Genomic DNA, 14,036 nt, shown 5'->3' on the forward strand with positions numbered 1-14,036 from the left:
GACAGGATCACAGAATCGAACCGGGGGCGTAACCGGCCGCCGCAGGATGCTGCTTGACGATCTCCTCGATGCGGGAGACAACGGCGTTCACCTGGTTGCCGGCCGCGCCGGTGAAGGACAGCTTGTCGGCCATCAGGGCGTCGAGCTGGGAGCGGTCGAGGGGCATGCGCTCGTCGGCGGCCAGCTTGTCGAGCAACTCGTTGCGCTCGGCGCCCTGTTCGCGCATCGCGAGCGCGGAGGCCACCGCGTGCTCCTTGATGACCTCGTGCGCGGCCTCACGGCCGACGCCGGCGCGGACGGCGGCCATCAGGACCTTGGTCGTCGCCAGGAACGGCAGGTAGCGGTCGAGCTCACGGGCGACGACGGCAGGGAACGCGCCGAACTCGTCGAGGACCGTGAGGAACGTTTCGAGCAGGCCGTCGAAGGCGAAGAACGCGTCGGGCAGCGCGACCCGGCGCACCACCGAGCAGGAGACGTCACCCTCGTTCCACTGGTCGCCCGCCAGCTCGCCGGTCATCGAGGCGTAGCCGCGCAGGATCACCATCAGGCCGTTGACGCGCTCACAGGAGCGGGTGTTCATCTTGTGCGGCATCGCGGACGAGCCGACCTGGCCGGGCTTGAAGCCCTCGGTGACCAGCTCGTGCCCGGCCATGAGCCGGATCGTCTTGGCGACCGAGGACGGGGCGGCGGCCAGCTGCACAAGCGCGGTCACCACGTCGTAGTCGAGCGAGCGGGGGTAGACCTGGCCGACGGAGGTGAAGGCGTGCGCGAAGCCGAGGTGGCCCGCGATGCGCTGCTCCAGGTCGGCGAGGTTCGAGGCGTCGCCGCCCAGCAGGTCCAGCATGTCCTGCGCGGTACCGACCGGGCCCTTGATCCCGCGCAGCGGGTAGCGGGCGAGCAGGTCCTCGAGGCGGCCGTACGCCACGAGCAGCTCGTCGGCGGCGGTCGCGAAACGCTTGCCCAGGGTGGTGGCCTGCGCGGCCACGTTGTGCGAACGCCCGGCCATGACCAGCTCGGCGTACTCGCCGGACAGCTTGCCGAGACGGGCGAGGACCGCCACCGTGCGGTCCCGCATCAGTTCGAGGGAGAGCCGGATCTGGAGCTGCTCGACGTTCTCGGTCAGGTCGCGCGAGGTCATGCCCTTGTGGACCTGCTCGTGCCCGGCGAGGGCGTTGAACTCCTCGATGCGGGCCTTCACATCGTGCCGGGTGACCTTCTCGCGCTCGGCGATGGAGGCGAGGTCGACCTGGTCGACGACGCGCTCGTAGTCGGCGAGCGCTGCCTCGGGCACCTCGATCCCCAGGTCCTTCTGGGCGCGCAGCACAGCGAGCCACAGCTGGCGCTCCAGCTTGACCTTCTGCTCGGGGGACCAGAGGACGGCGAGCTCCGCGGAGGCGTAGCGGCCGGCCAGAACGTTCGGGATGCGAGGCTTCGCAGACACAGCAGTCACGTGTCCAGAGTCTACTGGCGATTCTTGCAGGCCAGCGCCCCACCCCGGTTTGTGCGTTACTACGAGGGGGGTCGCGATCCGCGGAGTCCACGGAGCGGCACGGCGCATGGGCTCACCGTGACGGTCCGTTCATGCATGGGCGCCGTCGTCCAGGTCGAACCCGAGGGCTTCGGCGGCGGCCAGCGGGGTGGGCTGGGCCCATGTCGAGGACAGCGCCTCCCGCGAGGACAGCGAGCGCAGCTCCGCGCGGTCCAGATAGAGCACGCCGTCGAGGTGGTCCGTCTCGTGCTGGACGATGCGCGCGGGCCAGCCCGTGAACAGCTCGTCCACGGCGCGGCCCCGCTCGTCCAGCGCACGCAGACGCACGCTCTGGTGGCGGGCGACGACCGCGCCCCATCCCGGCACGCTGAGGCACCCCTCGAAGAACGCGGCCCGGCCGGCCCCCACGGGCTCGTACGACGGATCGACCAGGACCCGGAACGGCTGCGGTACGCGGCCCCTGACCTGCCTGATCTCCTCGGACACCTCCGCCGCGTCCTCGATGACGGCGAGCCGCAGCGGCAGACCCACCTGCGGCGCCGCGAGACCGACGCCGGGGGCGGCGCGCATGGTCTCGCGCATCGCTTCGATCAACCGGTCCAACCGACGACGGTCGAGACGGTCGCCGAGCGGTTCGGTGGGCCGCCTCAGGACCGGGTCTCCGGCGGAGACGATCGGCAGGGGGCCCGGAACGGCGAGGAGCGAGTCGACGAGATCGGGGAGCAAGGGGGACGACATGCGCCCAGCATGCCAAGGCCGATCACCCGGCAGCCACGCCGGGGTTGTGCCCCGCCGCGCTCAGTCCTCCACCCGCACCCACTCCGAGACCGGTCCCGGGTTCGCGTCGTCCGCCGGCGTGACCCAGAACGCCCGTCCCCGCTCGGCGCTGAAGTGGGCGCCGCTGCGGCCGTCGCCGGAGGAGCGGCCGGTGATGCGGCGCCCGATCCAGGGGACCAGATGCTGTCGGGCGAACGCCAGATCGGCGGTGCGGCTTCGGGCCCAGCCGGGCCGGACCGCGGGAGGCAGGGGCGAGCGCCAGTCGTCCTCGGCGTCCATGCCCAGCGTCTGCCAGACCGCCTCGGCCACCTTGCGGTGCCCGGCGGCCGTGAGGTGCAGCCGGTCCACGTCCCACATCCGCTGGTCGCCGAGGACCGGCACGCCATACAGGTCGACCACCAACGCGCCATGCTGCTCGGCGAGTTGGTCGACATGAGCGAAGAGTTCCTCCATGCGCGGCCGGAAGCGTTGCAGCACCGGCCCGTCACGGCCGGGGCTGCGCATCAGCACCAGCTGCTTGCAGGCGGGGGCGAGCCGCTCGACCGCCTCCGTCAGGAGCCCACGCACCCGGCCCATGTCGCACTTTGGCCGCAGCGTGTCATTGAGGCCGCCGACCAGGGTGATGACGTCCGGGCGCAGGGCGACCGCCGGAGCCACCTGCTCCTCGACGATCTGCCCGATGAGCTTGCCGCGCACCGCAAGGTTGGCATAGCGAAAGCCCGGCGTGCGGGCCGCCAGTCGGGTGGCGAGTACATCGGCCCAGCCGCGGTAGGACCCGTCGGGTAGCCGGTCGGACATGCCCTCCGTGAAGGAGTCCCCGAGCGCGGCGAAGCTGGTGTATGAGGCATTCATCTCCATGACGGAGTGATCGTACCGCGCGGTATGCCGACGGTACCGGGCGGTGGAGGGTGGCCGAGACCGTGATCACAAAGAGGCCGACCAGGGCCTGTCGAGGGTGCCCGTTCCTTGGTATGCCAGGAACACATCAACTATGTCGACCCCGGCCGGGACCGGCCGGTGAGAGAGCGAGCGAGCGATGTTGTTCACCGCGGCCTTCTGGAAGGCCACCGCCGAGCGGGCCATCCGCACCTTCGCGCAGGCGCTCGCCGCCGTGCTCACGGCGGGCGCCACCAATCTGCTCGACGTTCACTGGACGGCGGCCTTCGCGACCGCCGGGATGGCCGCGGTGCTCGCCGTGCTGATGGCGGTCGGAACCTCGGGGCTGGGGCAGCCGGGCCCGGGCCTCACCGAGACCGTAGGTCCGAGCCACCCCGCCAAACCCGCCCGGTGAGCGGAGGCTAGGCCGCGGCCGCCGGAGGCCCGACGAGCTCGCGCAGCACGTCCTCCATGGTGACCAGGCCGGCCAGCCGACCGTCCTCGTCCAGGACGGCCGCCAGATGCGTACGGCTGCGGCGCATCGCGGTCAGCACGTCGTCCAGCGGGCTCGCGCCCCGCACCCGAGCGATCGGACGCAGCGCTGTGACCGGGAAGGCCACTTCGCGCGGGACCGCGTCCAGCGCGTCCTTGACGTGCAGATAGCCCAGGATGCGGCTGCCGTCGTCGACGACCGGGAAGCGTGAGAACCCGGAACTCGCGGCGAGCCGCTCCAGCTCCTCCGGGGTGGTGCCGACCGCCGCGCGCACCACCTTGTCCAGCGGCACCACCACGTCCCGTACCGGGCGGCGGCCCAGTTCGAGGGCGTCGTGCAGGCGCTCGGCGGCCCGGTCGTCGAGCAGTCCCGCATCGCCCGCGTCCGTCACCAGACGGGCCAGCTCGTCGTCCGAGAACGTGGCCGCGACCTCGTCCTTGGCGTCCACCCTGAGGAGTTTCAGGAGGGTGTTGGCGAACGCGTTGATGGCGAAGATCACCGGGCGGAGCGCCCGGGTCAGGGTCACCAGGGGCGGGCCGAGCAGCAGCGCCGTGCGCGAGGGTTCGGCCAGCGCGATGTTCTTCGGCACCATCTCGCCGAGCAGCATGTGCAGATAGGTCGCGACGGCCAGGGCGAGCACGAACGACACCGGGTGGATGAGCCCGTCCGGCACGCCCACCGCGTCGAAGACCGGGGCGACCAGGTGCGCGATGGCCGGTTCGGCGACCACGCCGAGCACGAGGGTGCACAGCGTGATGCCGAGCTGCGCCGCGGCCATCAGGGCCGAGATGTGCTCCAGGCCCCAAATGACGCTGCGGGCCCGGCGGTTGCCGTCCTCGGCGAGCGGTTCGATCTGGCTGCGCCGCACCGAGATCAGCGCGAATTCGGCGCCGACGAAGAAGGCGTTGACGACCAGGGTGGCCAGGCCGATCAGAATCTGGATCACGGTCATCGGCCGGCCTCCTGGTCGTCCTCGATGTGCGGCGGCGCGTGCAGCAGGACGCGGGCGGCGCGCCGGCCGGCGGCGTCGACCACGTCCATGCGCCACCCGGCAAGATCCACCCGGTCGCCGACCCTCGGGATCCGGCCGAGCTCGGTGGCCACCAGACCGGCGAGGGTCTCGTACGGGCCGTCCGGGACGCGCAGCCCGATCACCGCGAGTTGGTCGTCACGGGCGGCGCCGTCCGCCGAGTACAGGGTGCGGCCGTCCGCGTCCTGTCCGGCGGGCGCGAGGTCGGGGGTCTCGTGCGGATCGTGCTCGTCACGCACCTCGCCGACGACCTCCTCCACGATGTCCTCGAGCGTCACGACGCCCGCGGTTCCGCCGTACTCGTCGATGACGACGGCCATGGTGCGCTTGCCGTGGAGCTGGTCCAGGAGGCGGTCCACGGTGAGGGTCTCGGGCACGAGCAGCGGCTCGCGAAGCAGCGACGTCACCGGATGCAGACGCCTGCGCTCGGCGGGCACCGCCAGGACGTCCTTGATGTGCGCGATGCCCACGACCGAGTCGAGGCTGCCGCGGTACACCGGGAAACGGGACAGGCCGGTGGCGCGGGTCGCGTTCGCGACGTCCTCGGCGGTGGCCTGGATGTCGAGCGCGGTGACCTGCACGCGGGGCGTCATCACGTTCTCCGCGGTGAGCTTGGCGAGGTTGAGGGTACGTACGAACAGCTCCGCGGTGTCCGCCTCCAGGGCGCCCTGCTTGGCCGAGTGCCGGGCGAGGGCGACCAGCTCCTGTGGGCTGCGGGCGGAGGCCAGCTCCTCGGCGGGCTCCAGACCGAAGCGGCGTACGAGATGGTTGGCCGAGGTGTTGAGGTGGCTGATCAGCGGGCGGAAGGCCGCGCTGAAGACGCGCTGCGGGGCCGAGACGACCTTCGCCACGGCGACGGGCGAGGAGATGGCCCAGTTCTTGGGGACCAGCTCACCGACGACCATCAGGAAGACCGTCGAGAGCACCATGCCGATCACCAACGCCACCGAGCTCGCGGTCGTCGCGGACAGGCCGACCGCTTCGAGCGGGCCGGTCAGCAGCTTCGCGATCGACGGCTTGGCGATCATGCCGATGACGAGGCCGGTGACGGTGATGCCGAGCTGGGCACCGGAGAGCTGGAAGGTGAGGCTGCGTACCGCCTTGAGGGCGCTGGAGGCGCCGCGTTCGCCGCGCTCGACGGCGCGCTCGAGATCGCTGCGCTCGGCGGTGGTGAGGGAGAACTCGGCCGCCACGAAGACCGCGCACACCAGCGAGAGCAGGACGGCCGCCACGAGCAGGAGCACTTCGGTCATCGGGTCACCTCCGTCCCATGATCGGCCAGGGGGAGGCGGGGCGCGCGGTGTCGCGCTGCGGTACTGGTACTGGGAGGCTCGCCCATGGGCGGACGCTCACACCTTTCAGTCGAGGGGTGGAAGTCCACCCATGGTAAAGCAGTGGCAAAAGAGGGGGCTTCGGCCGTTCAGGCCAGCGGCTTCACCCAGCGCCGCCACTGTTCCTCGGCGGCGTATCCTGCGGCCCGCCAGGCGTGCTGGGCCGTCTCGTTGCGCACCAGCACCATGGCGTCCGCCCGGCGGCCGCCGAGCGCCACGAACCGGTTCTCGGCGGCGGCCAGCAGGGCTCTGCCCACGCCCTGGCGACGGTGGTACGGGTGGACCGCGAGCCGGTACAGATGGCAGCGCCAGCCGTCGAAGCCCGCGATCACGGTGCCGACCAGTTCGTCGCCGTCCTCGGCGAGGATCAGCGCGCCGGGGTCGCGGGTGACGAGGCGCTCGACGCCGGGCCGGTCGTCGCTGATGCTCGTGCCCTCGGCGGCGGTCTTCCAGAAGGCCAGCACGGCGTCCAGGTCCTCGGGCCCGGCGGCCCGGATGCGCGAGTCGTTCATGCCCTCATCCCATCACCGGCGCGGGCCGCGGGGCGAGACGTTTTGGCATCCGGACGCCCACGCGAAGCCGGCCCACCACGCGGCGGCCCCGGTCGAAGCCCCCGGGGCTCCGCCCCAGACCCCATTCGCGCCTTAAGGGCGCTCGTCCTCAATCGCCGGACGGGCTGAGGATGCCTGCGCTGGCCGGCACCGTGCTGCCAGGGGCGGACGGGCTGAGCATGCCCGCACGGGCCAGCACCGAGTAGTTAGGGGCGCGGGGAACTGCGCGAGAAGCGGGCACGGTCCGCAGTCGAGGGCGGGGTTGTCCTGGGGCTCCGCCCCAGACCCCGTTCGCGCCTTAAGGGCGCTCGTCCTCAATCGCCGGACGGGCTGAGGATGCCTGCGCTGGCCGGCACCGTGCTGCCAGGGGCGGACGGGCTGAGCATGCCCGCACGGGCCAGCACCGAGTAGTTAGGGGCGCGGGGAACTGCGCGAGAAGCGGGCACGGTCCGCAGTCGAGGGCGGGGTTGTCCTGGGGCTCCGCCCCAGACCCCGTTCGCGCCTGAACGGCGCTCGTCCTCAATCGCCGGACGGGCTGAGGTGGCCCAGCATCGGCGCTGCCAAGGGGCGCGGGGAACCGCCCCACAAGCGACCACGGCCCGCAGGACCGGCATCCGCACCCCCCGCCGCTATTCCCCCGCGCCCAGGGCCGGCCGGCGGGCCACCCCGAGTACGCAGGGGGAGGACGGGACGGCGAGGCCCTTCTCCGGGACCCGGAGGCGGCGGTGGGTGACGATCTCGAAGCCCGCCGACTCGATCGCGGCCAGCGGATCCCGCGCCGTGTGACAGCCCCCGAACAGCAGCGGCCACACCGTCCGGTCAAGGCCGCGCTGCACCGTCGCGAGCGTCCGGCCCTCGGCTCGGCCGTGCTCGAAGAAGCGGAGCTCGCCGCCGGGGCGCAGGACCCGCCGGATCTCGCCGAGCGCGCGGGGAAGATCCCGTACCGAGCACAGCACCAGGGACGCGACGGCCGCGTCGAAGGCCTCGCTCTTGACCGGAAGCGCCTCCGCCGCGCCCGGCACCACATCCACCGGGACGTCCGCCTTGAGGGCCGCGCGGACCGCCAACTGCCGTAGCGTGCGCTCCGGTTCGAGCGCGACCACCTCGGAGACGGCCGCAGGGTAGTGCGCGAAGTTGAGCCCGTTGCCCGCGCCGATCTCGATGACCCGCCCCGAGAGCCCGTGGAGCAGCTCGCGGCGGTACGCCTCGATCCCGGCCCTCACGTCCATCGTCTCGCTGAAGCGCGCGTAGAAGCGGGCGAAGAGGGGGTGGTGCACGGCATCCGGGGTGATCTTGGTGCGCTGCGCCATGACGGACCTCCTGAGCCTGCGGACAGCAGCCTGCGGACAGCAAGCCTGCGAACAACCCCCTGGCAGCAGTGTCCCCGCGCCGCGCCCGCTTCTACCCGTCGGCGCTCTCCACGAAGCAGAACTCGTTGCCCTCGGGGTCGCGCATCACCTGGAAGGTGCCCCGGGCGTCGGTCACCGGCTCGCCCACGGGGTGCGCCCCGCGCCGTACAGCCGCCGCCCGGGCCCGGCGCACGTCCTCGACGGCGAGGTCCGGATGCAGCCGGTTTTTGACCGCCTTCGCCTCCGTCACGCGCTGGAAGGCCAGGCGCGGGGAGCCCGGGGGATCGACGTACGCCCAGGAGGAGTCCCGTACCATCGGGCGCCCGCCGAGCAGCCCCGCCCAGAACCGGGCGAGCCGTTCCGGGTCGGCGCAGTCCACGACGAGCTGCCCGATGCGGGCCCGTAACACAGCCATCAGCTACTCCAAACGCCGCCGAGCGCGGGGGCGAGCCAGCCGGCCGCTCGGGCACGGAAGTCGGCGGGCGCCAGCCGGCCGGCGCCCTCGGGGACGGCGCCGAGCAACGGCGCACCGGCCGCCGTGGGAAGGTCCACGAGGTTGCAGCGCGAGGCCAGGTCCGGCTCGGCGGGCCAGCTGCCCACGACGACCCCGGCGCAGACGAGATCGCGGGCCCGCAGCGCCTCGCCGGTCAGGGCCGTCGAGTTGAGTGTGCCCAGTCCGGCGGGCGTCACCACCAGGACGGGGGCACCGAGCAGCCGGGCGGCGTCCGCGAGGGTGCCGCCCTCGTCGTCGAAGCGGACCAGGAGGCCACCCGCGCCCTCGACCAGGACCAGGTCGTGCTCGGTGGCGAGCTTGGCCGCCGCCTCGGCCACCTCCTGGGGACTCACGGGTGTCATGCCGGCCCGGCGGGCCGAGGTGTCGGGCGCCAACGGCTCGGGGAACCGGGCCAGTTCGACCCCGGTCACCGCCTCGCCGGCGAGGCGCCGCACCTCGAAGACATCGCCGGGCTCGCCCGGAGCGACCCCCGTCTGAGCCGGTTTCAACACGGCCACCGAACGCCCGTCGGCGAGCGCGAGGGCGGCGACGGCCGCCGTGGTGATCGTCTTGCCGATCTCGGTTCCGGTACCGCTCACGACCAGAATCGTCATCTCAGCCCTCCCGCGCCGCGGCGCACACGGCACGGCAGATGGTCGCCAGGTCGTCGTCGTCCGTCACATAGGGCGGCATCGTGTAGATCAGGTCCCGGAACGGCCGCAGCCATACGCCCTCGCGCACGGCCGCGGCGGTCGCCGCCGTCATGTCCACGGGGTGGTCGAGCTGCACCACGCCGATGGCGCCCAGCACCCGCACCTCGCGTACGCCCTCGATCGAGCGGGCCGCACCGAGCCCGTCACGCAGCCCCGCCTCGATGCGCTTGACCTCGCCCTGCCAGTCCTGGCCGAGCAGCAGGTCGATCGAGGCGAGCGCCACCGAGGCGGCCAGCGGATTGCCCATGAACGTCGGGCCGTGCGCGAGCACCGGAACCTCGCCCGAGGAGATGCCCTCGGCGACCTCGCTCGTACACAGCGTCGCCGCCATCGACAGATAACCGCCGGTCAGCGCCTTGCCGACGCACATCACATCCGGGGAGACCGCCGCGTGATCCGCCGCGAACAGCGCGCCGGTGCGGCCGAAGCCGGACGCGATCTCGTCGAGCACGAGCAGCACGCCGGAGGCGTCGCACGCCTCGCGCAGCACCCGCAGATACTCGGGCGAGTGGAAGCGCATGCCGCCCGCGCCCTGCACCACCGGCTCCACGATGACCGCGGCCAGCTCGTCCGCGTGGCGCGCGATCGTCTCGCGCAGCTCACGCGCGTACGCCTCGTCGAACTCCGTGGGCGGGGCGCCCACGAAGAGCTGGCGGGGCAGCGCGCCCTGCCACAACTCGTGCATCCCGCCCTCGGGATCGCACACCGACATCGGCTGCCAGGTGTCGCCGTGGTACCCGCCGCGCCAGGTCAGCAGCCGCTGCTTGGCCGGCTTCCCGACCGAGCGCCAGTACTGGAGACACATCTTGACGGCGACCTCGACCGAGACCGATCCCGAGTCGCTGAGGAAGACGTGCTGGAGCGGGCCGGGCGTGATCTCGACCAGCCGGGCGGCGAGCCGGACGGCGGGCCCGTGGGTGAGCCCGCCGAACATCACATGGCTCATCCGGTCCAGCTGACCGTGTGCCGCCTCGTTGAGCACCGGGTGGTTGTAGCCGTGCACGGCCGACCACCAGGACGCCATGCCGTCGATCAACTCGCGCTGCCCGTGAGCCGGTTCGGCCAGACGAAGCCGTACGCCCGACGCCGACTCGACCAGGAGCTGCTCCTGCCGGTTGGGCATCGGGCCATAGGGGTGCCACACATGCCGGCGGTCCAGGTCGAGCAGATCCGCGGGGGAGTGCTCAGGCATTGGGCGCGAGGTCCGTTCCGGCGCCCCGGCGGCGCACGGCCACCAGATCCGTGCGGGCCTGGTCGGCGGGCACCTGCTCGGGCACCTCCGGCGCGCCGTGCCCGCCGCAGGGCCCGCAGCCGCCGCCCTCGTGGGAGCCGCAACCGCTGTCCTCGTGCGAGCCGCACCCGGCGGGGCTCGTGCCGCAGCCGGCGCCGGCGAGCGCGTCGGCGCGGTGGCGGGGCAGGGTCGTGGTGCCCGCGCCCTCCACCTCGAACCCGGCGTCCGCGATCATGTCGAGGTCGGCCTGTCCGGCCTGGCCCTCGCTGGTCAGGTAGTCACCCAGGAAGATCGAGTTGACCAGGTGCAGCGCGAGCGGCTGCATCGTGCGCAGATGCACCTCGCGGCCGCCGGCGAGACGCACCTCGACGTCCGGGCACACAAAGCGGGTCATGGCGAGGATGCGCAGACAGCGCTGCGGGGTGAGGTTCCACTCCTTGCCCAGCGGGGTCCCCTCGAACGGGATGAGGAAGTTCACCGGCACCGAGTCCGGGTCCAGCTCGCGCAGCGAGAACACCACGTCCACCAGGTCCTCGTCGGACTCGCCCATGCCCGCGATCAGACCCGAGCAGGCCGAAAGGCCGGCGTCGTGCGCCTTCGTCACGGTGTCCACGCGGTCCTGATAGGTGTGCGTGGTGGTGATGTCCCCATACGTCCCCTCGGACGTGTTCAGGTTGTGGTTGTACGCGTCGGCTCCGGCGGCGCGCAGCCGCTCGGCCTGGCCGTCCGAGAGCAGGCCGAGGCAGGCACAGACCTCGACGCCCTCGTTCTGCTCCTTGATCGTCTCGATGGTCTCGGAGACCCGGGCGATGTCACGGTCGGTGGGGCCGCGTCCGCTGGCCACCAGACAGACCCGCTTCGCGCCGCCGGCGACGCCCGCGGCCGCGGCCTTGGAGGCCTCGTCGGGCTTGAGCCAGGTGTACTTCAGGATGTCGGCCTTGGAGCCGAGCCGCTGGGAGCAGTACGAACAGTCCTCGGGGCACAGGCCCGACTTCAGGTTGACCAGATAGTTCAGCTTCACCCGGCGTCCGAACCACTGGCGGCGCACCTTGCCGGCCGCGGCCACCACATCGAGCAGTTCGTCGTCGGAGGTCGCCAGTACGGCGAGTGCCTCTTCGCGGGTCGGCAGTTCGCGCCGCAACCCCTTGTCCACCAGCGTGTTCAGCAGGTCCATGGCGCCGATCTTCGCGCACGCGAGGGCCCCTGGCCAAGGTAGGGATCCCACAACACGGGCCGTTTGAGGTGTGTGTATCGCCACATCCTGACCAGGCATGACACCCGCTAGGGTCTGTCGGCAGCCTACAAAAAGGGACTCCACCATGTCGCGAGCGCCGTTCGACTGGATCGACGGAGAATCGGAGCGCCGCGAGCGCGCCGGTCTGGTCCGCACCCTGCGGCCGCGCGCGGCCGACCAGGACCTGCTCGACCTGGCGAGCAACGACTATCTGGGCCTGACCCGCCATCCCGCGGTCACCGGGGGCGCGGCCGAGGCGGCCCACCGCTGGGGCGCGGGCGCCACCGGATCCCGTCTGGTGACCGGCACCACCGCGCTCCACACGGAGCTGGAGCGCGAACTCGCCGCGTTCTGCGGCTTCGAGGCCGCCCTCGTCTTCTCCTCCGGGTACGCGGCGAACCTGGCGGCGCTGACCGCGCTCGGCCCGCACGGCTCGCTGATCGTCTCCGACGCGGGCAACCACGCCTCTATCGTGGACGGCTGCCGACTGGCGCGCGCCCGCACCGAGGTCGTCCCGCACGCCTCGCCGGAGGCCGTCCGCAAGGCCCTGGAGACCCACGGCGGGCCCGGGCTCGTCGTGTCGGACTCGGTGTTCTCGGTGGACGGCGATGCCGCCCCGCTGACCCAACTGGCCGCCGCCTGCCGGGAGTTCGGAGCCGCCCTGGTCGTGGACGACGCCCACGGGCTCGGAGTGCTCGGCGAGGGCGGGCGTGGCGCGCTGCATGCGGCCGGGCTCGCGGGCGCGGACGACGTGGTCGCCACCGTCACCCTGTCGAAGTCGCTGGGCAGTCAGGGCGGCGCGGTGCTCGGCCCGGCCCGGGTCGTCCGCCATCTGGTGAACGCGGCCCGCACCTTCATCTTCGACACCGGCCTCGCCCCCGCGGCGGTCGGCGGCGCGCTCGCGGCCCTGCGCCACCTGCGCGCGGAGCCGGAGTTGGCGGCCCGGGCCCGCTCCGTCGCCGCCGAACTGCACGGCAGGCTCACCGCCGCCGGGCACCTCGCGGTACGTCCCGACGCCGCTGTGGTCTCGGTGCGCGCTCCCTCGCCCGAGGCCGCGGTGGCCTGGGCCGCCGACTGTCGTGCGGCCGGGCTCGTGGTCGGCTGCTTCCGGCCGCCGTCGGTGCCGGACGGCATCTCACGGATCCGCCTGACCGCGCGGGCCGATCTGACGGAGCGGCAGATCGACAGCGCCGTGGGCACCATCCTGAGGACGGCGCCCACCGCCTGACGTCCCGTCACGTCACCGGTTCGGCCGATGAGGTGACGTCAACTCGCTTGTGCGAGCGTGGAGATGAAGCGCTGCCAGGCGGGCGCGGCGAAGAGCAGCGCGGGTCCGTCGATGCGCTGGGAGTCGCGTACGGCTAGGAGCTCGTCAGCGAGCCGGGCCGTCTCGACGCAGTTGTTCATGCCCACGCTGCGGCTGCTGCGCCGCCACGTGGCACCGATGAGGGACGTACTACAGGGAACGTGCGCTGGGCGTGCGGACATCATGCCTCCCCACTCGTCAGGAACTAGCCCGGCCCTTCCCGGGCTGCCCTGGCGATGAGATCCAAGGAGTTCTCGGAGGAAAGCGCGAGTGCCTGGACGGTCTCGAACGCGGCACTGTACGCCGTGAGGTCTTCTCTCCGTTCGAGATAGAGGCTACTCGTCAGATGGTCGATAACGACCACATCCAGATCTGAAATGGCCGGAAACGAAAAGACAATGAAAGGCCCGCTGAGGCCGACATAGCCGCCGTAATGGAAGGGAATGACCTGCAACCGCACATGCGGCAGGGCGGCGACCTCCAGGAGGTGCCGCAATTGCTCCCGCATGGCGGTCCGGCCGCCCACCCAGCGGCGCACCACCGCCTCGTCCAGCACCGCGCTGAGCACCAGGGGCGGATCACCGCGCAACACCTCCTGGCGCGCGATCCGCACCTCCACCAGCGAGTCCACCGTGTCCGGCGGCGCTCCCCCGAGCGCGGCCCGGGTCACCGCCCGCGCGTAGTCCGGCGTCTGCAACAGACCCGGTACCACCGAGGTTTCCAGGGTGCGTGCCGAGCAGGCTTGTGACTCCAGGCTGATGAAATCGCGGTACTGCGGCGGCAACAGGCCCCGGTAGGCGTGCGCCCAGTCGACCCCGCCACCCCCCGCCGAGTCGGCCAACGCCTGGAGCAGTGCGCGCAGTTGGGGATCATGAACCTCGTACGCGTCGAGCAGCCGGGCCACATCGGCGGGCTTCACACCGCTGCGGCCGGTCTCGATCCGGCTCACCTTCGACTGGTGCCAGCCGACCCGCGAGGCCGCCTCCCCGCTCGTCAGCCCCGAACCGTCGCGCAGTTTGCGCAACTCCTCGCCGAGCTTGCGCCTGCGCACCGCCGGGCCGTGCCCCATGACCGCCTCCTTCGCCTCCGGCGAGGGGTAAGTGTGGGCCCAAATCCGGTCTTCCGTCGGAGAGTTCACTGCTTTGAGGGACAGATATATGCAT

General features: G+C 72.1%; 15 protein-coding genes. 2 read left to right on the top strand and 13 right to left on the bottom strand.

What is annotated here, in order from left to right:
* Positions 1-7: 7 nt before the first annotated feature.
* The 3 genes from purB to DWB77_RS32035 all read right to left on the bottom strand — a co-directional run bounded on the left by purB (position 8) and on the right by DWB77_RS32035 (position 3,124).
* Positions 8-1,450 carry an adenylosuccinate lyase gene (gene purB, locus DWB77_RS32025; protein ID WP_216826876.1) on the bottom strand — a complete coding sequence of 481 codons (1,443 nt, stop codon included), beginning with the start codon at positions 1,448-1,450 and terminating at the stop codon, positions 8-10.
* Between the two features lie 129 nt (positions 1,451-1,579).
* The gene (locus tag DWB77_RS32030) at positions 1,580-2,227 is read right to left on the bottom strand and encodes a peptide deformylase (RefSeq protein WP_120725524.1); all 648 of its coding nucleotides are present in this window, start codon (positions 2,225-2,227) and stop codon (positions 1,580-1,582) included.
* A gap of 60 nt (positions 2,228-2,287) precedes the next feature.
* A complete protein-coding gene (locus DWB77_RS32035) occupies positions 2,288-3,124 on the bottom strand; it encodes an SGNH/GDSL hydrolase family protein (RefSeq protein WP_120725526.1) in 837 nt (278 codons plus the stop codon).
* Positions 3,125-3,302: 178 nt separating this feature from the next.
* On the opposite strand from DWB77_RS32035, the gene DWB77_RS32040 reads away from it, so the two are divergent.
* Positions 3,303-3,557 (top strand): holin, encoded by a 255-nt coding sequence (locus DWB77_RS32040; RefSeq protein ID WP_120725528.1) that lies wholly within the window; start codon positions 3,303-3,305, stop codon positions 3,555-3,557.
* A gap of 7 nt (positions 3,558-3,564) precedes the next feature.
* Here the strand turns inward: DWB77_RS32040 and DWB77_RS32045 are convergent, their stop codons facing one another.
* The 8 genes from DWB77_RS32045 to bioB form a co-directional block, all read right to left on the bottom strand.
* Positions 3,565-4,587: a hemolysin family protein gene (locus DWB77_RS32045; RefSeq protein WP_120725530.1), complete on the bottom strand. Its 1,023-nt coding sequence runs from the start codon at positions 4,585-4,587 to the stop codon at positions 3,565-3,567.
* Positions 4,584-5,918, bottom strand: coding sequence for a hemolysin family protein (locus tag DWB77_RS32050; protein ID WP_120725532.1), 1,335 nt, complete (start codon positions 5,916-5,918; stop codon positions 4,584-4,586). The genes DWB77_RS32045 and DWB77_RS32050 overlap by 4 nt, the downstream gene beginning before the upstream one ends.
* 167 nt (positions 5,919-6,085) lie before the next feature.
* Positions 6,086-6,508: a GNAT family N-acetyltransferase gene (locus DWB77_RS32055; RefSeq protein ID WP_120725534.1), complete on the bottom strand. Its 423-nt coding sequence runs from the start codon at positions 6,506-6,508 to the stop codon at positions 6,086-6,088.
* A 668-nt stretch (positions 6,509-7,176) separates the two neighbouring features.
* Complete coding sequence (locus tag DWB77_RS32060; protein ID WP_120725536.1) at positions 7,177-7,857, bottom strand: class I SAM-dependent methyltransferase; 681 nt, start codon at positions 7,855-7,857, stop codon at positions 7,177-7,179.
* A 91-nt stretch (positions 7,858-7,948) separates the two neighbouring features.
* Entirely contained in the window at positions 7,949-8,311 is a 363-nt protein-coding gene (locus DWB77_RS32065) for a VOC family protein (protein ID WP_120725538.1), read from the bottom strand.
* Positions 8,311-9,003: a dethiobiotin synthase gene (gene bioD / locus DWB77_RS32070; RefSeq protein ID WP_120725540.1), complete on the bottom strand. Its 693-nt coding sequence runs from the start codon at positions 9,001-9,003 to the stop codon at positions 8,311-8,313. Before bioD ends, DWB77_RS32065 begins: the two co-directional genes overlap by 1 nt.
* A 1-nt stretch (position 9,004) precedes the next feature.
* A complete protein-coding gene (locus DWB77_RS32075) occupies positions 9,005-10,294 on the bottom strand; it encodes an adenosylmethionine--8-amino-7-oxononanoate transaminase (RefSeq protein WP_120725542.1) in 1,290 nt (429 codons plus the stop codon).
* Positions 10,287-11,507, bottom strand: coding sequence for a biotin synthase BioB (gene bioB / locus DWB77_RS32080; RefSeq protein WP_120725544.1), 1,221 nt, complete (start codon positions 11,505-11,507; stop codon positions 10,287-10,289). The genes DWB77_RS32075 and bioB overlap by 8 nt, the downstream gene beginning before the upstream one ends.
* Before the next feature lie 145 nt (positions 11,508-11,652).
* Between bioB and DWB77_RS32085 the strand changes: the two genes are divergently transcribed.
* A complete protein-coding gene (locus tag DWB77_RS32085) occupies positions 11,653-12,795 on the top strand; it encodes an 8-amino-7-oxononanoate synthase (protein ID WP_120725546.1) in 1,143 nt (380 codons plus the stop codon).
* Positions 12,796-12,833: 38 nt separating this feature from the next.
* On the opposite strand, the gene DWB77_RS32090 is transcribed toward DWB77_RS32085, so the two are convergent.
* Both DWB77_RS32090 and DWB77_RS32095 read right to left on the bottom strand, forming a co-directional pair.
* Positions 12,834-13,058 (bottom strand): DUF397 domain-containing protein, encoded by a 225-nt coding sequence (locus DWB77_RS32090; RefSeq protein ID WP_428985166.1) that lies wholly within the window; start codon positions 13,056-13,058, stop codon positions 12,834-12,836.
* Between the two features lie 20 nt (positions 13,059-13,078).
* Positions 13,079-13,942, bottom strand: coding sequence for a helix-turn-helix domain-containing protein (locus DWB77_RS32095; RefSeq protein ID WP_120725548.1), 864 nt, complete (start codon positions 13,940-13,942; stop codon positions 13,079-13,081).
* Positions 13,943-14,036: the final 94 nt, after the last annotated feature.

Source organism: Streptomyces hundungensis, assembly GCF_003627815.1.
Lineage (GTDB): Bacteria > Actinomycetota > Actinomycetes > Streptomycetales > Streptomycetaceae > Streptomyces > Streptomyces hundungensis_A.